This is a genomic window from Delftia sp. WY8 (assembly GCF_018437695.1).
Lineage (GTDB): Bacteria > Pseudomonadota > Gammaproteobacteria > Burkholderiales > Burkholderiaceae_C > Comamonas > Comamonas tsuruhatensis.
The window spans coordinates 5,901,678-5,925,408 of the sequence record NZ_CP049795.1; the positions used below are offsets into that span (position 1 = coordinate 5,901,678).

21 protein-coding genes and 1 tRNA gene are annotated in these 23,731 nt (G+C 60.8%); 10 read left to right on the forward strand and 12 right to left on the reverse strand.

Features of this window, described 5'->3' with window-relative positions:
• Position 1: 1 nt before the first annotated feature.
• The 8 genes from G4D77_RS26995 to G4D77_RS27025 are packed head-to-tail and all read left to right on the forward strand — an operon-like array spanning position 2 to position 9,747.
• A complete protein-coding gene (locus G4D77_RS26995; protein ID WP_213757789.1) occupies positions 2-4,945 on the forward strand; it encodes a tape measure protein in 4,944 nt (1,647 codons plus the stop codon).
• On the forward strand, positions 4,942-5,892 hold the full coding sequence (locus tag G4D77_RS27000) for a hypothetical protein (RefSeq protein ID WP_213757790.1): 951 nt from the start codon (positions 4,942-4,944) through the stop codon (positions 5,890-5,892). The genes G4D77_RS26995 and G4D77_RS27000 overlap by 4 nt, the downstream gene beginning before the upstream one ends.
• The gene (locus G4D77_RS27005) at positions 5,889-7,082 is read left to right on the forward strand and encodes a hypothetical protein (RefSeq protein WP_213757791.1); all 1,194 of its coding nucleotides are present in this window, start codon (positions 5,889-5,891) and stop codon (positions 7,080-7,082) included. The genes G4D77_RS27000 and G4D77_RS27005 overlap by 4 nt, the downstream gene beginning before the upstream one ends.
• A gap of 14 nt (positions 7,083-7,096) precedes the next feature.
• A complete protein-coding gene (locus G4D77_RS31100) occupies positions 7,097-7,789 on the forward strand; it encodes a hypothetical protein (RefSeq protein WP_502762149.1) in 693 nt (230 codons plus the stop codon).
• Positions 7,790-7,803: 14 nt separating this feature from the next.
• Positions 7,804-8,322, forward strand: a complete 519-nt coding sequence (locus G4D77_RS30930; RefSeq protein ID WP_250134237.1) for a hypothetical protein — start codon at positions 7,804-7,806, stop codon at positions 8,320-8,322.
• A gap of 8 nt (positions 8,323-8,330) precedes the next feature.
• Entirely contained in the window at positions 8,331-8,633 is a 303-nt protein-coding gene (locus tag G4D77_RS27015; RefSeq protein WP_213757792.1) for a hypothetical protein, read from the forward strand.
• Positions 8,630-9,241, forward strand: coding sequence for a lysozyme (locus tag G4D77_RS27020; protein ID WP_213757793.1), 612 nt, complete (start codon positions 8,630-8,632; stop codon positions 9,239-9,241). The genes G4D77_RS27015 and G4D77_RS27020 overlap by 4 nt, the downstream gene beginning before the upstream one ends.
• Entirely contained in the window at positions 9,238-9,747 is a 510-nt protein-coding gene (locus tag G4D77_RS27025) for a hypothetical protein (protein WP_213757794.1), read from the forward strand. The genes G4D77_RS27020 and G4D77_RS27025 overlap by 4 nt, the downstream gene beginning before the upstream one ends.
• Positions 9,748-9,937: 190 nt before the next feature.
• Here the strand turns inward: G4D77_RS27025 and G4D77_RS27030 are convergent, their stop codons facing one another.
• A complete protein-coding gene (locus G4D77_RS27030) occupies positions 9,938-11,032 on the reverse strand; it encodes a hypothetical protein (RefSeq protein ID WP_213757795.1) in 1,095 nt (364 codons plus the stop codon).
• Positions 11,022-12,812, reverse strand: a complete 1,791-nt coding sequence (locus tag G4D77_RS27035) for a DUF3696 domain-containing protein (protein WP_213757796.1) — start codon at positions 12,810-12,812, stop codon at positions 11,022-11,024. Before G4D77_RS27035 ends, G4D77_RS27030 begins: the two co-directional genes overlap by 11 nt.
• A 184-nt stretch (positions 12,813-12,996) precedes the next feature.
• On the opposite strand from G4D77_RS27035, the gene G4D77_RS27040 reads away from it, so the two are divergent.
• Positions 12,997-13,602: a hypothetical protein gene (locus G4D77_RS27040; RefSeq protein ID WP_213757797.1), complete on the forward strand. Its 606-nt coding sequence runs from the start codon at positions 12,997-12,999 to the stop codon at positions 13,600-13,602.
• Positions 13,603-14,482: 880 nt separating this feature from the next.
• On the opposite strand, the gene G4D77_RS27045 is transcribed toward G4D77_RS27040, so the two are convergent.
• Positions 14,483-14,559: transfer RNA gene (locus G4D77_RS27045), tRNA-Pro, on the reverse strand.
• 60 nt (positions 14,560-14,619) lie between these two features.
• Positions 14,620-14,868, reverse strand: coding sequence for a translation initiation factor IF-1 (gene infA, locus G4D77_RS27050; protein ID WP_012206460.1), 249 nt, complete (start codon positions 14,866-14,868; stop codon positions 14,620-14,622).
• A gap of 452 nt (positions 14,869-15,320) precedes the next feature.
• Between infA and asd the strand changes: the two genes are divergently transcribed.
• A complete protein-coding gene (gene asd, locus G4D77_RS27055) occupies positions 15,321-16,175 on the forward strand; it encodes an archaetidylserine decarboxylase (protein ID WP_154833983.1) in 855 nt (284 codons plus the stop codon).
• Between the two features lie 48 nt (positions 16,176-16,223).
• Here asd and G4D77_RS27060 read toward each other — a convergent pair whose 3' ends face one another.
• From G4D77_RS27060 to G4D77_RS27095, 8 genes are all read right to left on the reverse strand, one after another.
• Positions 16,224-16,496, reverse strand: coding sequence for a hypothetical protein (locus G4D77_RS27060; protein ID WP_227468472.1), 273 nt, complete (start codon positions 16,494-16,496; stop codon positions 16,224-16,226).
• A gap of 86 nt (positions 16,497-16,582) precedes the next feature.
• The gene (locus tag G4D77_RS27065; RefSeq protein WP_154833984.1) at positions 16,583-17,635 is read right to left on the reverse strand and encodes an NAD(P)/FAD-dependent oxidoreductase; all 1,053 of its coding nucleotides are present in this window, start codon (positions 17,633-17,635) and stop codon (positions 16,583-16,585) included.
• Between the two features lie 13 nt (positions 17,636-17,648).
• On the reverse strand, positions 17,649-17,978 hold the full coding sequence (fdxA, locus tag G4D77_RS27070) for a ferredoxin FdxA (RefSeq protein ID WP_012206456.1): 330 nt from the start codon (positions 17,976-17,978) through the stop codon (positions 17,649-17,651).
• A gap of 165 nt (positions 17,979-18,143) precedes the next feature.
• Complete coding sequence (locus G4D77_RS27075) at positions 18,144-19,511, reverse strand: sulfate adenylyltransferase subunit 1 (protein ID WP_016453316.1); 1,368 nt, start codon at positions 19,509-19,511, stop codon at positions 18,144-18,146.
• Positions 19,511-20,443 carry a sulfate adenylyltransferase subunit CysD gene (gene cysD, locus G4D77_RS27080; protein WP_016448348.1) on the reverse strand — a complete coding sequence of 311 codons (933 nt, stop codon included), beginning with the start codon at positions 20,441-20,443 and terminating at the stop codon, positions 19,511-19,513. Before cysD ends, G4D77_RS27075 begins: the two co-directional genes overlap by 1 nt.
• A 40-nt stretch (positions 20,444-20,483) precedes the next feature.
• Positions 20,484-21,242: a phosphoadenylyl-sulfate reductase gene (locus G4D77_RS27085; RefSeq protein ID WP_013801647.1), complete on the reverse strand. Its 759-nt coding sequence runs from the start codon at positions 21,240-21,242 to the stop codon at positions 20,484-20,486.
• A 1-nt stretch (position 21,243) separates the two neighbouring features.
• A complete protein-coding gene (locus G4D77_RS27090; protein ID WP_016448346.1) occupies positions 21,244-21,627 on the reverse strand; it encodes a DUF934 domain-containing protein in 384 nt (127 codons plus the stop codon).
• 28 nt (positions 21,628-21,655) lie between these two features.
• Positions 21,656-23,488, reverse strand: coding sequence for a nitrite/sulfite reductase (locus G4D77_RS27095; protein WP_154833985.1), 1,833 nt, complete (start codon positions 23,486-23,488; stop codon positions 21,656-21,658).
• Positions 23,489-23,731 lie beyond the last annotated feature (243 nt).

Genomic DNA, 23,731 nt, shown 5'->3' on the forward strand with positions numbered 1-23,731 from the left:
CATGATCGGCTCCAGCAACATCAACTACCTGCGGTTCCTGATCACGGGTGACAGCTCGCAACTGCAGGCCGAGGTGGAGAAGTCCAAGCGCACCGTCACGGGCATGGTCGATGGCATGGCCGGCTCGCTGGGGCGCCTGGGCACGCTGCTCGGCGGCGTGTTTGCGGGCGTGTCCGTCACGGCGTTCGTCGGCAAGCTGGTGTCGGTGCAGCGCGAATTCGACGTGCTCAACAGCTCGCTGGTCACGTTCACGGGCAGTGCCCAGGCGGCTGGCCGGGAGATGGCCTGGATCAAGACCTTTGCCAAGGACACGCCCTATGGGCTGGCCCAGGCCACCGAGGCTTTCGTGAAGATGAAGGCCTTGGGCCTTGATCCCACCCAGGCCAAGCTCACCAGCTTCGGCAATACGGCCGCTGGCATGGGCAAGAGCCTCATGCAGATGATCGAGGCCGTGGCGGATGCGGCCACGGGCGAATTCGAGCGCCTGAAGGAATTCGGCATCAAGGCGTCCAAGCAGGGCGACATGGTGGCGTTCACCTTCCAGGGCGTCACGACCCGGGTGAAGAACTCGGCCAAGGACATCACCGACTACCTGGAGAACATCGGCAACACCGCCTTCGGCGGCGCCATGGAGCAGCGTGCCAAGACCCTGGACGGCGCCATTGCTGCCATGGGTGACTCCTGGGACGAACTATTCCGCACCATCAACGAGAGCGCGGGTTTTTCGGAGAAGGCTGCCGGGGGCGTGCGCCTGGTCACGGACGCCATCGATGGGCTCGGCAAGATGGTCGAGAACCACCAGGGCGTGGTGATGACCTTCCTGGGTGCTGCTGGCGGCGCGGCCGCAGCGGCGGGCCTGGTGGCCGTGGGCGGGGCCATCGGCGTGGTCAAGGGGGCCATCGTCACGCTGGCCGCCGTGCTGGCCGCGAATCCCGTGACGCTTGCGCTGCTGGGTGTTGGCGTGGTGGCTGGTGCCGGCGTGGCGGCGGTCAACATGTACGCCAAGACGGCTGCGGGCATCGAGGACGCGATTGCCACCTTGCGCGTCGAAAACGAGCGTTCCGAGGCGGCCATGGCGCGCGCCGTGGCGGGGGGCCGCACGGCTGGCGCGGACAACATCGCCAAGACCATCGAGGCACGCAAGGACCAGATTGCTAAGCTCCGTGCCGAGCTGGACATGCTCAACGCCAGCAGCAAGGGCGCTGGCGGCGGGCGTGGCTCCGTCAATCCGCCCACCGCTGCAGAGGCTGCCGCCAAGAAGGCCCAGGAAGATGCGGACGCTGAGCAGGCTCTGCTGGAGATCCGCCAGAAGCTCTACGGCGTCAACAAGGACTACCTGCCGCAGCTGCAAAAACTCAACGAGCTGCGCCAGGCCGGCCGCATCACAGAGACTGCCTATGTCGAGCTGGTCAGCAAGCTGGCCAAGGAAAATTACAAGGAAGATGAGTCGGCCAAGGCCCGTGCCAGCTCGGCCAAGCAGCTGCACACGGCCTATGGCAACCTGGTCGATTCCATCGAGGAAAAGATTGCCTCCCAGCGCCTGGAGATCTCCGGCGGGGAGAAGCTGGGCGAGGCCGACAAGCTGCGCATCAAGTACTCGCAGGACCTGCTAGGCTCGCTCAAGGGTCTCAATGCCGGCGAGCGCGCCAACATCGAAGCCAAGCTCAAGACCCTCAAGACGCTGGAGAAGGAAAACGAGGCCCGGCAGAAGGCCCTGAAGCTGGCCGAGGAGGAACGCAAGTACCGCCAGGAGTGGATGACCACACAGGGCAAGACAGTCGAGGAGCTGACGGCCAGCAACCAGGCGCTGCGCGATGAGATCGAGCTGATCGGCCTGAGCGCCGAGCAGCAGCGCGTGGTCATCGAGCAGCGACAGATGGCCATCATCCTGAGCAAGGAGCAGCAGCTGGCCGAGATGGAGCGCGCCGCCGCGCTCACCGGCACCATGACCATGGAGCACGCGCTGCTCCAGCAGGAAATCGAGCTGCTGCGCGAGCGTCTGGGCCTGACCTCGGTGAAGGCTTCGCGCGAAGCCTCAGCCGACGCGGCAAAGGCCAGCACCTCGGAGTGGCAGAAGGGTGTGGACCAGATCGGGCAGAGCCTGGCTGACCAGTTGATGCAGGGCGGCCAATCGTTCGGTCAATACCTGAAGAATCTGGCGCGCACGCTGGTGCTCAAACCGTTGATCCAGGCCACGGTCCAGATCGCTGGCGGTGCCCTGGGCAGTTTGTTTGGCGCCCCCGCTGCTGCTGGCCAGAGTGGTGGTGCAGGCATGGGCATGCTCAACAACCTCGGCGCGCTGGGTGCAGGTGCCCAGGCAATGTGGGGCTTCCTGCCGGGCGCCTCGGCTGCCAGCCTTGCTGGTGCCAATGCCGTTGGCATGGTTGGCGGTGATGCCCTCGGTGCCTTGATCGCAGGCAATGGCAGTTGGGCCGGTGTCGGCAGCAGCTTCGGCTCGCTGATGTCTGGCATTGGCGCTGCCATGCCCTGGATTGCGGGTGCCATCGCCATTTTCTCGCTGCTCAAGGGTGGCCTGTTTGGTTCGCGCGGTGCCAACCACGTTGGCGCGGCCTACAGCACCACGGGCGCGGGGAATGACAAGGCAGCCGAGATGCTGTTCGATCGTGCTGGCGGTGACTGGTATGACGATCTGACCAAGCGCCACAACGCCGATCTTGAGAAGCAACTGGGCACCACCGTTGATTCGCTGTCCGATGTCTATAAGCGTCTCGCGCGCTATGCCGGTGACAGTGCCAAGCAGATCGATATCGTCGCGGGCTTCGCATCCAATCCGAAGTACGGCGACGAGGATTCCTACGGCTATTTCAAGCTGATCGACAAGGTGACCGGCGAGGTCCTGAGCAGCTACACCAAGCGCGATGGCGCGCTTGGCACGGACCCCACCAAGGCCTATGCCCAGTTCATTGCCGACATGGGTGGATCGCTGATCGAGCAGCTGAAAAAGGCTGATATCCCCAGCTGGATGCGCAATGTCTTCGATGACATGGGCGAGGAGATCACGCTGGAGAGCTTCAACGCGGCCCTGCAGACTGTGGAGCTGACGGGTGCCGCCATCGAGGGCTGGACCCGCAACATCACCAACTTCGGCAAGCTGGGCGACGAAGCCATTGCCAAGCTTATCAAGAGCGCCGGCGGCATCCAGGACCTGATCACAGGCATGGATGCGTTCTACACCAGCTTCTACAGCGAGCGGGAGCGCATCGAGAACGCCGCCAAGGCCGTGGACAAGGCGCTGGCCGACCTCAAGATCGACATCGATCCCCGCATGGGTCAGGACGCCAAGGCCAAGTTCCGCAAGCTCATCGAGGACGCCATGGCGGCCGGTGATGTGGAGCTGCTGGCCAAGCTCATCCCGCTGGCCCAGGAATTCGGCGCCGTGGCCGATGCTGCAGGTCAGGTGCTGGACACGCTCAAGAACGATCGCCGGCAGCTGGAAGCCGAGTACCTGCGCGCCACGGGCCAGACCGACAAATACCGTGAGGCCCTGCGCAAACTGGCCACCGAGGGCATGAGCGAAGCTGAGCGCGCCGCCTGGGACTACAACCAGGCGCTGCGCGAAGAGATTGCGCGCCTGGACCAGCGCACGGACCTGGAGCGCAAGCTGCTGGAAGTGCAGGGCAACACGGCCGAGTTGCGCCGCCGCGAGCTGGCTGCACTTGACCCGGGCAATCGCGCCCTGCAGGAACGCATCTGGGCTATCGAGGACGAAAAAACTGCCCAGGCCACTGCATACGACCTGTTCCGCCGTGCGGTAGATCGTGACCGTGAAGCGCTGCAGCAGCGCGTTTCTGTGGTGCAGGAAACCATCAACGCCATTGCCTCTTCGGTGGACGTGCTCAAGAGCGCGGCCGAGGAACTTTACGGCACCGTTGATTCCACGGCGCAGCTCGCTGCCGCGCAGGGCATGGTCTACATCGAGCAGGCTCTGGATGGCGTGAGGTCGGGGCGCAAGCTCTCCGATTACTCCGACATTGGCGGGGCCGTTCAGGCGACCCGGGCCGGTCTCGCCTCCGGCGTCTATGCCACCGATTTCGAGCGCCGTCGTGATGCGCTGGTGTGGGCTGGCAAGTTCGCCGAGCTTGGAGATCTCGGGGAATCGCAGCTGAGCATTGAGGAGCGCTCCCTCAAGGCATTGCAGTCGCAAATTGAAAGCCTGGACGCCTTGACCAGACGCGCTGATGAACTGGTCAATGGCACCAGCATGCTCACAGGCACGGTGCAGGGCTACTTCGAGAAACTGTTGGCCACGCTCAACAAGACGGGCGGCGCAACTACCCCCGTCACCAAGCCCGGGACGGGTGGTGCAGTTCTTGGCCCTGGCGGAGGAGGGTCAAGCGAGGCTGAGGAATCCAAGTACTCGCGGCCTCGGGCTGATGGCTCTGGTGGGACCTGGTATGAGCCAGTCGTGGACCAGGGGGCGATTGGTAAGTTGGAAAGCTTGTTCGACAAGTACCACAGCTATGACGGCACGGGTGACCTGACCGGGCTGATGCGCGACATGAAAAAGGCTGGCGCAACGCTGTCCGACATGGAAGCGCTGTCGGGGCTGTATGCCCGGGACTGGGCGGAAGTCGAGCGTATCACCGGTATCAAGCTGCCTGCTTTCGCCAGCGGCGGCATGCACGCGGGCGGTCTGCGTCTGGTGGGCGAGCGCGGCTGGGAGGTCGAGGCCACAGGCCCGGCGCGCTACTGGAACCAGCAGCAGCTCGGCCAGGCCATGCGCGGGGGCGGTGAGAGCGCCGACAGCGCAGCGCTGATTGCCGCGCTGCTGGCCGAGGTCAGCGCCCTGCGCGGCGAGGTGGCGGGCCTGCGTGCGCCTGCCGAGGCCACAGCGCGCAACACGGCGCCAATGCCCGAGATGGCCGAACAGTTCGACCGTGTCACCAACGGCGGCAACGCCATGCGCGGGAAGGCAATCGCATGAACATCCTTGTGCCCAAGACCATCACGCCGGAAATGTTCATGGCCGGCACCACTATTCCCGAGGTCGATGTGACCGTTGGCGAAGTGGCCTGGGCCACTGGCGTGGATGCTGCCGTGGGCCTGCGCCGTGTGTGGAAGGGCTACACCTACGAATGCGTGAAGGCCGTGGCCGGTGCGCCTGCCAACACCTACGAGCCTGGCACGCCCAATGCCGCCACATTCTGGGAGCGTGACGAAGGCGCGCCCACCAACCGCATGGCGCCGTTCGACAAATATCTGTTCACCAAAGCGCGCCGGGCCACATCGCTGACCTATGTGCTGCGGCCTGGTTTTGTCAACGGACTGGCCTTGTACGGCCTGGAGGCCGACAAGCTGACGATCACGGTCAAGGCGGATGGCGTAGACCTGATGCCGCCTGTCAATGCGCAGCTTTGGGAGCAGGCATTTGGCGAGTGGGAATACCTCTTCGGCGACCTGCAGCGCGGCACCTACTTTGTGCTCAAGGACTTGCCCATCCATCCGGGCATCGAGATCTCCATCACCGTGGCGCGCAACAACGCCGGGGTGGATGCGGCCGTGGGGTTTATCAGCGTGGGCAACTGGAAGCAGCTCCTACTGCCTGGCCGCGAGCGCATGGGCGGCGCGCAGTACGGCGTAGAAGCCAGCACCCGCGACTACTCCTATGTCGATGACCGCAAGGACGGAACTTACACCGAAGTGCAGGGGCGGCTGGCCACCAACATCAATCTGAGTTGCGTGATCGACGCTGTACAGGCGCCTGCAGCCAAGACGCTGCTGGACCAGATCCTGGGCAAGGCCGTGGCCATCGAGGTCAGCGACCTGCCGCGCTACGGGCACCTGGCGACCGTGGGCAAGGTCACCGGCACCGTGCGCTCAACCGATTGGACTTCGGCCCAGGTGGACCTGCAAATCAAAGGCAACGTATGACCGACATCGTCAACATCCCAGACCTGCTGCCCATCTCGCAGTATCCCGCGCTTGGAAGCGCCAATTTCAATCAGGAGGCGTACAACTACGCCACCAGCGTCCCGCCCGCTGTGGCGCGCATGCGGGAGGTTGCCGTGGCCTGCAGAACCTGTGCCATAGCAGCTCGGGAGCAAGCTGATGCGGCGATGAGCTATCGCAATCAGGCGGCAAATTCCGCTGCAGCGGCCGAGGCTGCGAAAGCAATTTCGCAGGCTGCGGCCTCGTCGGCAGAGACGGCCAAGAATCAGGCGCAGAGCGCTGCGGCATCTGCTGCCTCCAGCGCGCAGGCTGTTGACCAGTACATGCTCGGTCCAAAAACAGTCCCGCCCATTACGGACAACCAGGGCGGGGCCATCAAGCTGGGCGCGATGTATATCAACGTGGGCAGCGATACTACTCTCAATAACCGTTGGTACTGGTGGGGTGGCAATGTCCTGAGGTGGGTGCCTGGCGTTGGGGATTTGCCCGCGACTTTCATGCCGAGGGGTGGTGGAGTTTTTACGGGGCATATTGAAGTGCCGTCGGGCGCGACGGGCAACCAAGCGCCGCGCGCAAGTGAAGTAGTGAGCCGAAAGATCACCTATGCCGGCATTGGCACAAACATGAACGCCCTACCGCTCATTAATGGAGCTTGGTCGGGGCGGGACTGGGTTAACGCTCCCTCTGCAGAATCTCCGTGGTGGTATGTCGAGCAAATCGTCCACGAGGAAAACTATGTCACACAGACAGCTTTGGGACTGACTGACGCCACGCCGAAATACTTCCGTATTCAGGTTGGTGGTGTCTGGCAGCAGTGGCGGCGCATGCTTGATGCAATCGACCTACGAGAAAAAGTCTTCGCATCGAGTACCGGGGCTGGGCCTGGTGATGCAAAGCTGTATTTCCTCGATCCGTCAAAGGGCTCCATTCATCAGCTGACAGTGCAGTACAACACGTACTTTACGGGTGCATTGCGTGGAATAGGCGATCAGTTAACACTGCGTCTGAAATTCTCGGGCGGAGCATGGCCAATAAGCTTCAACACTAATTTCCGATTCCCAGCAGGGACTGTATTTCCTACTTACGTAGCTGGGCAAACTTTGACACTGACCTTCGTTAATACAGAAGGTTCTTTTATTGACGCATTTATTGTGGGGGTCCACAACCCATGATGGCAAGATGGCTAATGTCTTCAGGTCGCGGATTTAATCTCGTTATCTCAGCCGATCTGTACCGCCCAAACCTGCGATCCATTGCAGATGCTGCTGGCTATGATGGTGTTTCGGAAGCGATTATCACCGTTGCAACTGGAGTTGTTATTGCTGGAGCAGCCACGGGCACTTGGCCCGCGGGGAGATTTGCGCTCGTTAATAACGGGATGATAGGTGGTGAACCAAATGGTGGAACTGCCTTAAACGTGACGTCCCAGATAAAGATAACGAACAACGGGACGATGGCCGGAGGTGGCGGATATGGTGGTAGCGGTGAGGGTGCTACTTATTATCAGGGCTCTGGAGGTGGGCCTACATTCAGCGCTGAAGGAGGGCAGGGTGGTGCAGGAGCAGGGTATTTTTGGAACGCGACGACCCAAAAATTAAATCTTGCATCGTATCAGGCAGGAACTAATGGTCAATACAAGATGTATGGCGGTGCGGTAAGTGGCGGGCAAAAGCCCGGATGGATACAGGCGGGTAATGGAGGCTCTGGTGGGGCTCTCGGGGAAATCGGAGGTGGCGGCTCCCCTCACATAGCAGGTGGAGACTGCACTCTGCAATCTACTTTCGGACGTTCGTCGGGTGGGGAGGCAGGGTGTTACGTGCTTGGTAATGCAAATGTGACATGGCTTGCAACCGGAACACGGTGGGGTCGAGTAGTCTAAACAAGGAGATTCGGATGGAATACAGGATAGACAGAGAAACAGGTGAATACCCGCTGAGTGTTTCTGAAATATGGCGCCGACACCCAAATACGATGATGGCCCATCATCTGGAGCGTTACGCACTCATCGAGTTGGCTGAAATGCCTGTATACGACGAGGCCACGCACAAGCCCGTCGAAATCGAGCCTGTCGAGATCAATGGCGTGTGGCGGCAGCAGTGGTCTGTTGTGCCGCTGAACGCGGAGGAGTTGGCCGATCTGCGGCGACAGGACGAAGAAGCTGCAGCCGCGCTGATCCCGAGGTCCTGCACGCGCCGTCAGGGCAGGCTTGCTCTTCTGGCGTTCGGCCTTGATGACGACGCTGAGGCCGCCATCGCTGCGATTACGGATCCCTTGCAAAAACGCGAGGCCCAGATTGAGTACGAGTCTGACACCTGGGAGCGGTCTAACCCGTTCCTGCAGCAGCTCTGGATACAGCTCGGAGGCACGCCGGAATCGCTCGATGAGGCCTTCACGCTCGCCGCAACGCTCTAGGAGGGCCAATGCAAGACGATTTCGGAAATGCAATTAACCCCAACACGGCGCGCACCATCACCGCCCGGCTCGATGAGGGCGATGCGCGCATGACGCGCATTGAAGCAGACCTGCGCGCGAACACCGAGGCCACGGAAAAGGTACGTGTCAACACGGCTGAAATGGTGGAGTTTTTCGCTGCCGCGCAGGGCGCTTTCAAGGTCCTGAACTGGATCGGCAAGGTGGCAAAGCCCATCACATACATCGTGATGATGGCCAGTGCTGGCTTGGCTTTCTGGAAGGCGCTGACCATTGGCGGAGGTGGCCGATGAACGAGACTTTGCGCAATCGTCTTTTGGCCACGGCAGCGGGCTTGGCTGTCACTGCGGCTGGCGGTTATGTCGCCACTCAGGAGGTCGGGCCCAGCCCCGCTGTGACGCTGGCCCGCGAGATCGGGCTGCACTACGAAAGCAGCGCCCGACACATCGGCACGCCGTACATCGACAGGCTGGGCAAGGGGCAGCCGCTGACCGTCTGCGCGGGCGTCACCGGCCCCGAGGTGGTGGCAGGGCGCTACTACACGCCGGAGGACTGCGAGCGCCTAGAGCGTCCCAAGTACCGCGAGGCTGAGCGCCAGGCACAACGCGCCCTGCGTAACTGGGACAGCTACAACGTGTGGGTGCAGGCCAGCTTTATCGACATGGCCTACAACGTGCCCTCGGCGCTCGCCCCTGACACCACGGTCATGCGGCTGGCCAACGCCGGGCAGCTCAATGCGGCATGCCAGCAGATGCCGCGTTGGGTCTACGGCACTGTGAACGGCGTGCCCACGCGGCTGCCTGGCCTTGTTGATCGCCGCGATGCCACCCGCGAGCTGTGCGCGCAGTGGGGTAGGGATGGGCATTTCAGTGCTGGACTACTGGTGAGGGCTTCGCAATGATCAGCCCTCTCTCAACTCACTTGACCGCCGCCATTGCGGCCCTTGCCATAGGTGCTGGCGGCGCTTGGTGGACCCAGGGCCAACGCTACGGCCTGGAGCTGGAGCAGTTGCGCCACCAGCAGACCAGCGCCGAACTGGACAGTACACAGCAAGCCGTGCGCGACATGGCCGGATTTCAGAAAGGACTGACCGATGCACTCGCAACCTTCCAAATCACGGGCCAGCGTAACCAGGCGGCACAGCAGGATCTTGATCGCAGTCTGCGCGAGCTGCGCACTGCTACTGCAGGCATGCGGGGCGACTTTGCCGGCCTCCCGGAGCGCATCGCTGGAGCTGCCCAGCCTGCCCTTGCTCAGTACTCCTCAACCTGCACAGCCGTACTCCAAGAGTTGGCAGATCGAGGTGGACGTATGGCAGAGCGCGGTGCAGAGCTCGCGCGAGCGGCTGATGGCCACGCCGCTGACGCCGCGCTGATGCAAGACGCGTGGCCGAAGTTGTCGCGCTGACTGGCCTACATTCCTGAGAAGGCCACGGTGGTAGGCTGTTTACGGCCAGAACCCGTCGGCCGTTCGAATTACTTTAATGACTGCTTCCTCGTGTGAATTTAGCCGGCCCAAGTAATTACTATGTCAATAATTCCGTGAATGCATATTCCTGAAATGGTGTTATTAATTTAAGGCTTCATTCCTTTTCGTACTAGCTTCTGCTTCTGGGAGTGGCGACGCCCCAGTTAAATACTGCTTTACCTACTTCAAGCCATTTGTCAGAATTTGCGGATGTTTTCATTCGTTCATATTGTTTTTGAATGCTATTTTTCTTGCAAAAATCTAGGAACTTCTCTGCCACTTTTTCCCCCAGAGATTCAATCAAGAAACATTCGCAATCATTTTCACAGCCATTTCCACAATTATGCAATGGTGGGTTTATAGAATTTATGAATTCTCTCCAAAATCTTGCTTTTTCTTGATTGCCGTGATGTGTAGATGCCCAAGCGAATTTGGTGCCCATTTTTAGATCGCAAAAAAGTAAAGCCATCGGTTGATCTGCGATCCTTGATTTAATCTTTTCAAACCGCTCATGCAAATCAACAGATCCACGATCGTCGAAGATCGCATCTTCAACGAGATTAATAGGAAGTATGTTCTCCAGTTCACGAGCTGGTACATCAAGGTGATCGGCAACCCATATGCGCTCTTCTGCTAATGACCTACAATTCTTGCTTGTTTCGTTCGACTCTGCAGTTGGATAGTCGCGATCTGTATCTGTTATAGAGAAGCAAAAACTCTCTTTTCTGTCAATAAAACGCTTAAAGGCAGGGTATATTTGATTTCCGCCGCCACCGAAGGGTGTCAGATTTGTAATAAGCCCATTAAGCTTGATATGTTTTTTATAATGTTCCGCCGCAATCAAGTAAATATCAGCATCAGATAAATTTTCTGTCAATAGAGAGCATGTTACAACTGGATTTTCTTCTAGAATTCTTAATGGTAGCTCCCAAAAACCTTCGTCGTCATAGTGCAGAATTCGATTAGATCCAACAATTAATATTTTTAAAACCAAAAAGTCTCTAAGAGACGAATATTCGGATAACCTGTTTTTAACCCTCAGACATACTGATTTTGCAGCAGAACTCAATTCTTGATTCATCATCCAATCAAGGGTTCTTTTTTTTGCAAATAATGAGTTTTTCCCATGAAAAACCGACAGTGCAATTGCTTCCAATCCTGCGCACTGCGATTCATTAAGAATTGGATATAAATCAACCAGCGATTCATCAACTTCAAGCCACATTATTTTCCCCAGGCTCAAAGAAGCCAAATGGCCAATTTTTTAAAACACCGTCATTGTCGAATGTTGATATGCGGATGCTGGTAGATTTATCTTCTACTTCACTTGGTTCAAATAACAAAATAGTCACATCGTCAGGAGACAAAACCTTTTCCTCCACAAGACGTCCAAGCCTATTGACTAAGTGTTGACTATGTGTCTCCACAATCAAAGAAGTATTTCCTTTCCGACCATTAGCTTGCTTAACGGCAGAAGCAAAAACATCAGCTAGTCTAGCTTGATATTCTGGGTGCAAATGAAGCTCTGGCTGTTCGATAACAACCGCAGAGGATGATGCTAAATCTCTATGTCTACCATTAATTGCCCAAAGTTGTGCAGCAATTGGAAGAACTTGCGAAATGCCAAATCCCATATCGGTAATATTGAACGGTTCGTCATCATTCTCCGCTCTAGCCATTACTTTTATTTGCTCGCCTTCTCTTTGTGGGAAAACATCAATTTTTAAGCTTCTCGATATCCAATCTCTAAAGCTCAGTTGAGCTTTGTGGCTCAAGCTATCTAGAAAAACTGGTAAATTTCTTCCTTCAGAATCAATTTCATGCACTGCCAAATCTTGCTTACGATAATATCGCTCCGCGGTTGCGCGTAAAGGTTTTAGATACCGTACCGAAGAAAAATACTTTTTTAATGCAGCATCTATTTTTTCGATTATCTCTGGAAACACACCTGCTACAAGCGCGCTTTGAAAGCTGCGCGAGTATTCATCTTTACTATGGTCACTGTAGTAGGCCAAGTCACGCCAAGAATTTGGACCATCTATTTGGCTAACAGATTTTGCAACTTCCTTTACGGATCCAAGTCTTATTTGAGAAGCAATTCTTCTTATGGTGTTATGACTGACATTTCCATGTACCCAATGGATAACGCTATTAACTATCTTTGATTTCCAAGGATTTCTGGCGACTACGTAAAAAGATTCTTGCTCACCGTTCTCATGATTTTTCTGCTCCAATTTTCCAAAAAATATATTTGGAAGCACATCACCTTGCCAATGGAAAGCGCTATAACCAGAAGGAAGAGTGCATTTTTTCCCATTAATAAAAATTGAATCAACTTTTATTAAGTCGCTATCGGAAGAGAATTTAATTTCAAAATTAAAATCCTCTATTGAGATGAAAATTGATTTGGGGTAAGCATTATTTTCGCCTTCAGTTAGAACCAATGTAATATTGGCTTCATTTACAAGATAATCAAGCTTGTTATCCTCATTAAGCCAGAAATCAGGTCTATCTTTTTTTTCATTTACATGATCATTGCTGTCAAGTTTTATACTGAATTCAAAAGATATTTCTTTTTCGCCTCGATGAACAGCTTGAGATAGTGATCCAAAATCAACGTAGTCTCCAAACCATAAAATTGGTGATTTTTTTCTTCTTTCTACACTCTGTCTAATTAAAGGGAATATTCTCGCAAATGTGCTTTTCCCAACGCTATTTCTACCAATTAGCACAGTAATAGGGGATATCGGTACTGGAGGAATATTCTTCAAGCTTCTTAAGTTCTTTATACCTAAGCTTTTTAAAATTGCCATAGCCACTCCAAGACGTGTTTCTTCTTGATACATATTACACCACGGGCGCTCTACTGCAAATTTTTTCCGTAGTGGTACTTCAAGCCTTGATTGTGTATTCGTAGACGCCACCAAGTTCATTGATGCCACTAGACCCCCAGAGGAACTATGAAGCTGTCCACCCACAGTACTAGATGGTGTGTCTGATTTCACGATCTGTGCTGTCTCAGTGTGGGCCTCAACATCAAAGTTGCTGCGCTAGAAGCTCGTCTTTTGAACATGCCCTGCAGCAAACGCCGACGGCGGAGGGCGGTCACCGTGGCCACGCCCATCCTGCCGACCACGCTGAGCCTTTCAGGCAACGTCGTGTCGTTCAGCACAAGGCGGCACGTTCCCGGTGACGATCACCAATAACGGCGCAGCACCTGCGCTCAATGTGCAGGCCAGCATTCCCGGAGGCAGCGATATCACGGTGGCTTTCACCACCTGCGCCGCTTCGCTGGCCCATTGCACCATCAAGCTGGAGGCTGCAGTGCAGGAAGGGCCGTCCCAGGCCGCCCTCCAGGGGGACAACACCAACACGGTAAGCATGTCGGTCACGGTGACGAGCACACCGACATCGAAGTCAGCGCCCACCACATCAACGGTAATTGCGGTGCGATGGGTGTGTCTGGGCCCGGGCTTCACGCTCACTGCAGGCCCCGCTGAGCCGCTTCCCATCGGCACCACTGTGACTGTCACAGGGATGGGAATAGCTAACATCGGCGTATTGAACGTGACAGGCGGGACGGCCTCCGTGTCGGTGCTACCGGGGGCATCACGCCTAATCACCCTAACTGCGGCATTGCCGGCTGGAGCCACGATTGTCTTCAGGACAACGCTGTCCAACAGCGTCGCGTTCACCCTCAATCGCGTGGCATCGCTGCCCGACGGCTATACAGCCACGGGAGCAAAGGCTGCAGGCAGCGTGTCTTCCACCCTAATCCTCTGCACCGCGACCTGAGTCCAGGCTTCTCAGGGTCCGCCTGGAAAGGCCGAATCTTTGGTTTTTTTGCGGGGTCCGCCCGGGTGCACAGTTGCGCAACACGCTTGCCATCCGGTGCGGGTCCTCCTCAATGGCCTCGGGCTCCAGGCTGGCATAGCCCAGCACCAGTCCGGCGCATTGGTGACGCCGGCAGGCATCGCCTGCCGAGTACAGCGGCGAGATGGACCGTACGCCCGCGCCCTGCACCCAGCCCGGGCGCACCAGCGAGGCCTCGTCGCGCTAGTGCGCCGGCAGCACCCAGGCCACCAAATGAGACTCTAGGCCAAGCCTTCGACCTCCACTGCGCCAGGCAGGTGCTGCTCCAGCGCCTGCACCAGGCGCGCAGACGGTGAGCCAGTTGACCTGGCCGGGCTCTAAGCGAATGGATGGACACAGAGACGGGCGAGTTAGTGCCCAACTGCACCATCATCACCCAGCAGGCGGACGGGGCATCCAGTACTGTCGATGATGCACAGACCGGCAAAGGAGAAGAGGTGAGTGGTGATGCTGGAGCCCGCCGACTGCGATGCCTGGCTGCATGGCACGGCCATCCAGGCTGATTGCACTGATCAAGCTGCCGCCGTTGGGTGTGATCAGATCGGGTGCGGAGAAGCCCGATGAGCAGGCGCTGCTGCGGTATAGCAACTGTCAAAGCTGAAGGCCGAAGGGTAGGGCGTTGGTCCGCCCTAGGCGATGTTGATTTTCCAGGGCGAATGCAGGCGCCACAGAACGCAAAAAGCCCCCTCAGTAGCCATCACGGCACCGAGGGGGCTTTGTCTTTTTGCGGCTTCTGGTTAGAAGACCCTGAATTTGGTTAGAAGAAAGGGGCTAGCCCTTTCGAGCTAACCCCTTGATTCATTGGTCGGAGCGGCGGGATTCGAACTCGCGACCCTCTGCTCCCAAAGCAGATGCGCTACCAGGCTGCGCTACGCTCCGACTAAAACACTATTGTAGCGTCAAAAAAATGGGTATTTTCGCAATGTGCGAATTTTCTGTTCAACGCGATCCAGGGCCGGGGCCACGGTTGGCCAGGTGGCGGAAGGTGATGCGGCCCTTGGTGAGGTCGTAGGGCGACATCTCCAGCGATACCTTGTCGCCAGCCAGGATGCGGATATGGTGCTTGCGCATCTTGCCGCCGGTGTAGGCGATCAGCTGGTGTCCGTTTTCCAGCGTCACACGAAAGCGAGAGTCAGGCAGGACTTCCGTGACGGAGCCTTGCATTTCAATCAGTTCTTCTTTGGCCATGTGTTCAATCTCTTAGGTCTGGGTCGGTTGCGGCACTCATTTGTCGGAACCACGAAAACCTTGCCTGGCCCACAGAACATGGGGTACGTGGTCAGGCTGAAAAGGCTGTGGATGTTCTGCGCAAAAGGCGCAGACCGGACAGAGGACCAGGTCACAACGGTGTCGCAAAGACGAAGCCCGGCAACACCTAAACTTCCTGATTCTACAGTGTTGTATTCGTCGCCGTGCGTGCGGTGTTCAAAGCGGCCATCGTACGCAAAACACAGGTCGGATTCGTGCTGGGACGGCGAGGCTTTTGTCATCCGCGTGTGATGAGATGGCCTCGAAAAACGTGTGCGAGGCTTTGGGGCGGTCCGGCCAGGGTTGAAGGCCGCGGTAGCCGAGGAGGGGCGATGGTCGCGGGTTGGCTAGAATCCGCCCACAGCTTCTATTACTTTTATAGCAAAACCTCGATGTCTGATCGACTTGCCGTTCTCTCCCAGTATCTTTTGCCCAAGCAGGCGCTGACTGCCGTCATGGGGCGCCTGGCCCAGGCGCGTGCGGGTGACCTGACCACGGCAGTCATCCGTCGCTTCATTGCACGCTATGGCGTGAACATGTCGGAGGCGGCCGATTCCGATCCTGCGGCCTATGCCAGCTTCAACGAGTTCTTCACGCGGGCGCTCAAGCCCGGTGTGCGGCCGCTGGCTTCGGCTGACTGGGTCTGTCCGGTGGATGGCGCCATCAGCCAGATCGGCGCCATCGAGGGCGAGCAGATCTTCCAGGCCAAGGGGCACAGCTACAGCGCCACGGCGCTGGTCGGCGGCGATGCACAGCTGGCGCGGCAGTTCGACAACGGGCATTTCGCCACCATTTACCTGAGCCCGCGCGACTACCACCGCATCCACATGCCCTGTGCCGGCCGGTTGCGTCGGATGATTTATGTGCCCGGCGAACTGTTCTCGGTCAATCCGGTCACGGCGCGCGGCGTGCCGGGCCTGTTTGCGCGCAACGAGCGCGTGGTCTGCGTCTTCGATACGGACCACGGTCCCATGGTGCTGGTGCTGGTGGGGGCCACCATCGTGGGCAGCATGGGAACGGTGTGGCACGGCATCGTCAATCCGCCGCGGCCCGGCCGCATCCAGGACTGGCGCTACGATGACCAGTCCATCGTCCTGGGCCAGGGCGAGGAAATGGGGCGCTTCCAGCTGGGCTCCACCGTCGTCATGCTGTTTCCCGCATCGGCAGGGCTGCGCTTCAACGCGCAGTGGACACATGCCGCGCCCGTGCGCCTGGGCCAGAAGATGGCCGGGCGCGGCGAGGCCTGAGTCTCGAAGGATCGTCGATGAAAAACCGGGCCCAGGCCCGGTTTTCTGTCAAAGAATCCAGCTCAGGGCTTCAGGGCGCCGCTGTGTGGTGAACATCGAGGGTGCGATGCTCAGCCGCTCTGGCCTGACGGGGTCTTCATGGCCGACCAGATAGACCATCAGTTCACGGCGGCGCAGTATGACGTGGCTGACCTTCTCGGCCTTCCCGTTCTGTGTGACCTGCGTGCCCGGGCGGAACAGCGGCATCTGGAAGGTGAAGCTGCGCGGATCGGCCGGTGGCGCGACGGCAGTGCTGGGAGGGGCTTCTAGAGTGGCAACCATAGGCTTGATGTGCATGAGTGGACGCTGCCCACCTTATCGGCACTGCCGCGCCGAACTGTAGGGTCGCCGGGCGGCGACCACCAAGCTCAGGCGTCCGGATGGGAAACGCCGAGGATGGCGTGCAGCCGTGCGCTGGTCGTCGTGTACTGCAGCAGCGGTTTTTCGCCCTGCAGGTACTCGGCGGCGGCAAAGGCCGCCATGGTGGCTTCATGGAAGCCGCACAGAATCAGCTTGTGCTTGCCCGGGTAGCTGACGATGTCGCCGATCGCATAGATGCCTGGCGCATCGGTGGCCTGGGTTGCAGGGTTCACCAGCAGCTGCTTGCGCTCCATGGCCAGGCCCCATTCGGCGACCGGGCCCAGGCGGGGGGAGATGCCCAGGCAGACGACCAGTTGCTGCGCCGCCAGTTCATGCTCCTGCCCTTCGCCATCCATCCACTGCACGGCACGCAGCAGGCCTGAGTCGGCATGCAGTTGCGTGATCTGGCCGATCACCACGCGGATGGCGCCGCTGTCGCGCAGCTCCTGCAGGCGCTCCAGCAACGGCGCCGAAGCCTGGAAGGCGTCGCGGCGGTAGAGCAGGCAGGTGGTCTGGGCCTTGTCGGCGCAGGCAATGGCCGCGGCCACGGCCTCTTCGTCGCCACCGTGGACGATGGCGGTCTGGCCGCGCACCATGTCCAGATCGGCGGGATGGTAGTGGAGCTGGCCTGCAGCCAGCAGCTCCACGCCGGGCACCTTCAGCGCCTTGGGCACAAAGGCGCCCACGCCAGCCGCAATGAAGACGCTGCGCGCATGCAGTTCAAGGCCTTGCGAGGTCTGCGCCAGCCAGCGGCCATCGTCCATGCGCTGCAGCTGGGCGACCTGCTGGGAAAGGTGCAGTTGCGCGTCCATGGGCGCGACCTGCCGCTGCAGCAACTGGACCAGTTCATGGCCCGTGCACACCGGAATGCCGGGAATGTCGTAGATGGGCTTGTCGCCGTACAGCTGCGCGCACTGCCCGCCCACATGGGGCAGGGCATCGACGACATGGCAGCGGATGCCTTGCAGCCCCAGCTGGAACACCTGGAACAGGCCCGCCGGGCCTGCGCCTATGACGAGGGCATCGGTCTGGATCGGTTGCGCGCCGGAGGTGTCTTGCATGGGCTGCGCGGCTTCAGCGTTCGAGCTGGTCCAGCTTGCCGGGCTTGCCGTTCCAGTCGTCGGCGTCGGGCAGCGAGGCCTTGCGCTTGGTGATGCTCTTCCAGCCCTTTTCCAGCGACAGCTCGGCATTGAGCTTGATGAAGGCGAGCTGGTCGGCGGGGACGTCTTCCTCGGCAAAGATGGCATTGGCCGGGCATTCGGGAATGCACACGGCGCAATCGATGCACTCGTCAGGATCGATCACGAGGAAGTTGGGGCCTTCGCGGAAGCAGTCCACGGGGCAGACATCCACACAATCTGTGTATTTGCACTTGATGCAGTTTTCGGTGACGACGTGAGTCATGGGAGTCTTTTATTTGCGGTGTGAATGTCGGTATCAACCCGGGATTCTAGAATTTTTCGGAACACGGTCCTGCACATGCAAGAGATTCTGGCGCGGACTGCTGCGGTTTTCTGAAAGCCCACGAGCCGGCATGTGCCGGCTCGCGAAGCGGGACTGTCCAGTTGCTCAATCCAGCAGTGCAGCGCCTGCGGTAGCGTGGCTGGCCGTGTCCACGAGGATCAGCGCACCCAGCTGGCGGGCCTGGGCGAAGGGCGCCGCGGGAATGCTTTCCTGCAGCAGCAGCTCCACGCGGCCGATGGCGTTGGGCTCCAGCTGGGTGGCCTCTTCCTGGGCCAGCGTGTGGATGTTCAGGCGGTGCACCACGCGGCGGGCCTTGGCCTTGATCCAGCGGTGGCCGTGCAGCGCCAGGTAGGTGCGGCCGGGGACCAGCGGCTGCTCGTCCATCCAGGCCACGGTGGCGGTCAGCTCGCGCTGGCTGGGCCATGCCGGCTGTGTCCCGGGGGCATCGAAGTCGTCGTCTGCCACTGCTGCCGCAGCCACCGGGGCGGCGACGATCCAGTCGCCGCGCGAGACATCGACCTCGCGGTCCAGCGTGATGCCGGCCGACAGGCCCGCGTCGATGGAGCCGGGAACGCGGGCATGGTCCAGCACCTGGGCAATCACGGCCTGCTGGCCGCTGGGCAGGATCTGCACGGCGTCGCCCACGCGTGCGCGGCCTGCGGCCACGCGGCCCCAGAACACGCGGCGGCCCTGGCTGGTATCGGCCGAGGACGAGAATTTCTCCACCCACTGCACGGGGAAGGCCAGCGCCAGGCCGGTGTCGGTCGGCGTGTTGGGCAACTGCTCCAGCAGTTGCAGCAGGCTGGGACCGTCGTAGCCGGCCCAGCCGGGCTCGGCGTTGACCACATTGAAGCCCTTGAGGGCCGATACGGGCACGGTGGCCGCGGAGGCGATGCCGGCCTCGGCCGTGAAGCGCTGCAGCGCGCCACGGATGTGGACGAAGGCCAGTTGCGGGTCTTCGACGGCGTCGAGCTTGTTGACGGCAAACACCAGCGAATGCACGCGCAGCAGGTGGGCCAGCAGGCTGTGGCGGCGCGTCTGCGGCAGCAGGGTGAGCTGCGGGTTCTTCCAGTCGAGCTTGGTGGCATCGACCAGCACCACGGCGGCGTCGGCGCTGCTGGCGGCGGTGACCATGTTGCGCGTGTACTGCTCATGGCCCGGCGCGTCGCCGATGATGAACTTGCGGCTTTCGGTTGCGAAGTAGCGGTAGGCCACGTCGATGGTGATGCCCTGCTCGCGCTCGGCCGACAGGCCGTCGGTCAGCAGCGCCAGGTCGGTCTCGCCGCTCTTGGTGACGCCGGCGAGCTGGTCCTGGAGCACGGCACGCGTGTCCACCAGCAGGCGGCCGATCAGCGTGCTCTTGCCGTCGTCGACGGAGCCGCAGGTGATGAAGCGCAGGGCCGAGGCGTTGGAGGCCTCGGTGGCGGGGGAATCCGCAACGGCTGCGCCGGCGGCAATGCTTGCGGTGGTCATCAGAAATATCCGTCCTTCTTGCGCTTTTCCATGGAGGCTTCGCTGGTCTTGTCGTCCATGCGCGTGGCGCCGCGCTCGCTGACATCGGCGGCCAGGGTTTCGAGCACGATGTCGGCCGCCGTGGCGGCATCGCTTTCCACGGGGCAGGTGCAGGTGATGTCGCCCACGGTGCGAAAGCGCACGTCGCGCACCACGACTTCCTCGCCGTCACGCGGCGGTGTGAGTTCGGTCACGGGCACCAGCAGGCCGCGGCGTTCCACCACTTCGCGCTTGTGCGTGTAGTAGATGCTGGGCAGGGCGATCTGCTCGCGCTCGATGTATTGCCACACGTCGAGTTCGGTCCAGTTGCTGATGGGGAACACGCGGAAGTGCTCGCCGGGGGCCAGACGCGTGTTGAACAGCGTCCACAGTTCGGGGCGCTGTGCCTTGGGCTGCCATTGGCCGAAGCTGTCGCGGTGGCTGAAGATGCGTTCCTTGGCGCGGGCCTTTTCCTCGTCGCGGCGCGCGCCGCCGATCAGGGCGTCGAAGCGGAATTCATCGATGGCCTCCAGCAGCGTCACCGACTGGTGCACGTTGCGGCTTTCGCCCGGATGGGCCAGGCGCACGGTGCCGCGTGCCATGGAGTCCTCGACGCTGCGCACGATGAGTTCGGCGCCGAGCTCCTTGGCGCGCAGGTCGCGGAAATCGGTCACTTCCGGGAAGTTGTGGCCGGTGTCGATCATCAGCAACGGGTAGGGGATGCGGCCCTTGCCGAAGGCCTTTTCGGCGCAGCGCAGCATGACCAGCGAGTCCTTGCCGCCCGAAAACAGCAGGGCGGGGCGCTCGAAGGCGGCGGCCACTTCGCGCAGCACGAAGATGGTTTCCTCTTCAAGGGCGTCGAGGTGGCGGTTGCTGAGATGGCTCAGCACGGAGGTGTCCACACGGGCGTTCATTTCTTGGTTTCCAATCAAATCGGTGTCAAACGCTGTCGTTTCACTTCTTGGCGTGCAGCCCGCATTCCTTGGCCGCTTCATCCTCCCACCACCAGCGGCCGGCGCGGAAGTCTTCGCCAAGGCTGACGGCGCGCGTGCAGGGTGCGCAGCCGATGCTGGGATAGAACTGGTCGTGCAGCGGGTTGTAGTCCACGCCATGGCTGGCGATGTAGTGCCAGACATCGCCCTGGGTCCAGTCGGTCAGCGGGTTGAACTTGGTCAGGCCCTTGGTCTCGACCTCGCTGCGGTCCACGGCGGGCACGTCGGCGCGGGCATTGGACTGCTCGCGGCGCAGGCCCGTGATCCAGGCGCTCTTGCCGGCCAGCGCACGCGCCAGCGGCTCCATCTTGCGCACGCCGCAGCAGGCCTTGCGCAGCTCGATGCTGCGGTACATGGCGTCCTGGCCGTTGTCGCGGATGAAGTGGATCACCGATTCGAGCTGCGGCCGGTAGACCTTGACGCTCAGGCCGGGCAGCGACTGGGTGCGCTCCAGCAGGGCCAGGGTCTCGGTGTGCAGCGCGCCGGTGTCCAGCACGAAGACGGGGATGTCCAGGCCCAGGCGGTGGATGATGTCGGTGATCACCACATCCTCGGCGCCCAGGCTGGAGGCCTGCGTCACGGCCTCGGCGCCCAGCGCCGCTGCCTCGCGCAGCAAGGCCTCGGTGGCGGCCAGCTTGTCGGCAAAGCCGCTGCTGGCACGGCCGTTGACCTCGGTGGCCTTGGCCGATGCCTGTCGCGACAGAAAGCTTTGCGCACCCATGTCAGGCCGCCTTGACGAAGTGGGGCTCGGGATGGACGGCATCGCCCTGGTAGAAGCCGTGGAAGCGGTCCAGCTGGCGCTGGGCATCGGAGATGTCCACGCCTTCGCGCAGCACGGCCACGTCGAAGCCGCAGCGCTGCATCTGCACCAGCTGGTCGATCAGCACGTCGCCCGTGGCGCGGATTTCTCCCTGGAAGCCCAGGCGCTTGCGCAGCAGGCGGGCCTGGCTGAAGGCGCGGCCGTCGGTGAACTTGGGAAAGTGCAGGTCGATGCGCTGCACGCCGGTCAGGTCCAGCGTGAAGGGGTCGGCGTCATTGGCCGGGGCGATGACAGTCTGCTGGCCTTCGGCCGGGCTTTGGTGCTCGTGGGCGGCGATGATTTTCATGGGGATCTCCTGCGGCTCTCACCTGGGGTCAGGCGGCCGCTTCCTCGGTGTGCTTGGCGGGGTGGCGGGCTGCATTGCCGGCGGCCTTGAACGGTTCGATGCCCACGCGGCGCACGGTGGCGATGAAGGTCTCGAAACGGCCGCCTTCGCTTTGGCGCTGTTCGCGGTAGGTGGCCAGCAGGGCCTCGATCACGCCGGGCACTTCGGCGGCGCTGAACGAGGGGCCGATGATCTTGCCGGGCGTGGCCGGGCCGGACAGGTGGGAGCCGTCGGCGCCGCCCAGCGTGATCTGGTACCACTCCTTGCCGTCCTTGTCCACGCCCAGGATGCCGATGTGGCCGCTGTGGTGGTGGCCGCAGCTGTTGATGCAGCCGCTGATATGCAGGTCGATCTCGCCCAGGTCCCAAAGCTCGTCCAGGTCCTGGTAGCGCTCGGTGATGGCCTCGGCAATGGGCAGGGAGCGTGCATTGGCCAGCGAGCAGAAGTCGCCGCCGGGGCAGGCGATCATGTCGGTCAGCAGGCCGATGTTGGGCTTGGCCAGGCCCAGGGCCTTGGCCGCCTTGTACAGCTGGGGCAGCTGGTCGCGGCGCACCCAGGGCAGCAGCAGGTTCTGCTCGTGGGTGACGCGCATCTCGCCGGCCGAGAACTGATCGGCCAGCGCGGCGGCGGCATCCATCTGGTCGGCCGTGGCGTCGCCGGGCGCGTAGCCCAGGCGCTTGAACGACAGCAGCACGGCGCGCAGTTGCGGGTGGCGGTGCGGGCGCACGTTGCTGATCAGCCAGCGGCCGAAGTCCTTGTCTTCCTCGGCGGCCGTGCGCAGCAGGGCCAGGGTCTCGGCCTCGGCATTGGCGGGCGACAGGTCCAGCTCGGGCTCGCGGAAATTGGCGGCCACGCGGTCGTACTCGGCTTGCGTGATGGTGTGGGGGCCACCCTCGACCTCGACGATCTGGCGGAATTCCTCATCGACCTGGTCGATGAAGTTCTGGCCCTCGGACTTCACGAGGATCTTGATGCGCGCCTTCCAGGCGTTGTCGCGGCGGCCGTAGCGGTTGTAGACGCGGATCACGGCTTCCAGGTAGTTCATCAGCTGGTTCCAGGGCAGGAACTCGCGCAGCACCGGGCTGATGGTGGGCGTGCGGCCCATGCCGCCGCCCACGCGCACCTTGAAGCCCAGCTCGCCAGCCTCGTTCTTGAGCAACTGCAGGCCCACGTCGTACCAGCCCAGCGCGGCGCGGTCTTCCTCGGCGCCGCTGATGGAGACCTTGAACTTGCGCGGCAGGAAGCTGAACTCGGGGTGCAGCGTGCTCCACTGGCGCAGGATTTCGGTGAAGGGGCGGGGGTCGGCGATCTCGTCGATGGCAATGCCCGCCAGCGCGTCGCTGTTGATGTTGCGGATGCAGTTGCCGCTGGTCTGGATGCCGTGCAGGTTCACGCTGGCCAGCAGGTCCATCACGTCGGCGGCCTTGGACAGCGGAATCCAGTTGTACTGCACGTTGGTGCGCGTGGTGAAGTGGCCGTAGCCGAACTTCAGGTCGGAGCCGATGCGGCGGCCGTCGTGCAGGGGAATGTCGCCCAGCTTGGCCTGGGTGTCGCGGGCCTCGGCCAGCAGGGCGGCGTCGGGCTGGTCGTACTCGCGGGCCACGCGGGCCAGCACGCGCAGCTGGGCGCTGGACAGCTCGCCATAGGGAACGGCCACGCGCAGCATGGGCGCGTAGCGCTGCACATACCAGCCGTTTTGCAGGCGCAGGGGCTTGAACTCATCCTCCGAGAGCTTGCCGGCCTGCCAGCGTTCGAGCTGGTCACGGAACTGCTCGGCGCGCAGGCGGATGAACTGTTTGTCGAATTCGGTGTATTGGTACATGGCGCTTCGGATGTGGGGTCTTCGACTGCCGCCAGTGGCGGCGGTGCAGGGGCTCATCGCGTGGCACCGAGGCACTTGCGGGACACGCGCACAGAACCCTGCATGGAGGGGAATGTAAGCAATGGCCTTATAGAAGCAAACGATTGTTTTGTCCTGCAAGTATGTGGATATGGATATAAGTGAATGGCAGCAGACTTTGCGGGGCTGGGCATGCCAAACGCATGAGTGGCCGATATGCTTTCC

Excerpts from the sequence above, each read along its gene's own strand:
- G4D77_RS26995 (WP_213757789.1), top strand. The coding sequence starts at position 2 with ATGATCGGCTCCAGCAACATCAACTACCTGCGGTTCCTGATCACGGGT.
- infA (WP_012206460.1), bottom strand. The coding sequence starts at position 14,868 with ATGGCCAAAGAAGAACTGATTGAAATGCAAGGCTCCGTCACGGAAGTC.
- fdxA (WP_012206456.1), bottom strand. The coding sequence starts at position 17,978 with ATGACTCACGTCGTCACCGAAAACTGCATCAAGTGCAAATACACAGAT.
- G4D77_RS27085 (WP_013801647.1), bottom strand. The coding sequence starts at position 21,242 with ATGGGTGCGCAAAGCTTTCTGTCGCGACAGGCATCGGCCAAGGCCACC.
- G4D77_RS27075 (WP_016453316.1), bottom strand. The coding sequence starts at position 19,511 with ATGACCACCGCAAGCATTGCCGCCGGCGCAGCCGTTGCGGATTCCCCC.
- G4D77_RS27025 (WP_213757794.1), top strand. The coding sequence starts at position 9,238 with ATGATCAGCCCTCTCTCAACTCACTTGACCGCCGCCATTGCGGCCCTT.
- G4D77_RS30930 (WP_250134237.1), top strand. The coding sequence starts at position 7,804 with ATGGAATACAGGATAGACAGAGAAACAGGTGAATACCCGCTGAGTGTT.
- G4D77_RS27090 (WP_016448346.1), bottom strand. The coding sequence starts at position 21,627 with ATGAAAATCATCGCCGCCCACGAGCACCAAAGCCCGGCCGAAGGCCAG.
- G4D77_RS27005 (WP_213757791.1), top strand. The coding sequence starts at position 5,889 with ATGACCGACATCGTCAACATCCCAGACCTGCTGCCCATCTCGCAGTAT.
- G4D77_RS27020 (WP_213757793.1), top strand. The coding sequence starts at position 8,630 with ATGAACGAGACTTTGCGCAATCGTCTTTTGGCCACGGCAGCGGGCTTG.
- G4D77_RS27015 (WP_213757792.1), top strand. The coding sequence starts at position 8,331 with ATGCAAGACGATTTCGGAAATGCAATTAACCCCAACACGGCGCGCACC.
- asd (WP_154833983.1), top strand. The coding sequence starts at position 15,321 with ATGTCTGATCGACTTGCCGTTCTCTCCCAGTATCTTTTGCCCAAGCAG.
- G4D77_RS27000 (WP_213757790.1), top strand. The coding sequence starts at position 4,942 with ATGAACATCCTTGTGCCCAAGACCATCACGCCGGAAATGTTCATGGCC.
- G4D77_RS31100 (WP_502762149.1), top strand. The coding sequence starts at position 7,097 with ATGTCTTCAGGTCGCGGATTTAATCTCGTTATCTCAGCCGATCTGTAC.
- G4D77_RS27065 (WP_154833984.1), bottom strand. The coding sequence starts at position 17,635 with ATGCAAGACACCTCCGGCGCGCAACCGATCCAGACCGATGCCCTCGTC.
- G4D77_RS27060 (WP_227468472.1), bottom strand. The coding sequence starts at position 16,496 with ATGGTTGCCACTCTAGAAGCCCCTCCCAGCACTGCCGTCGCGCCACCG.
- G4D77_RS27030 (WP_213757795.1), bottom strand. The coding sequence starts at position 11,032 with ATGTGGCTTGAAGTTGATGAATCGCTGGTTGATTTATATCCAATTCTT.
- G4D77_RS27095 (WP_154833985.1), bottom strand. The coding sequence starts at position 23,488 with ATGTACCAATACACCGAATTCGACAAACAGTTCATCCGCCTGCGCGCC.
- cysD (WP_016448348.1), bottom strand. The coding sequence starts at position 20,443 with ATGAACGCCCGTGTGGACACCTCCGTGCTGAGCCATCTCAGCAACCGC.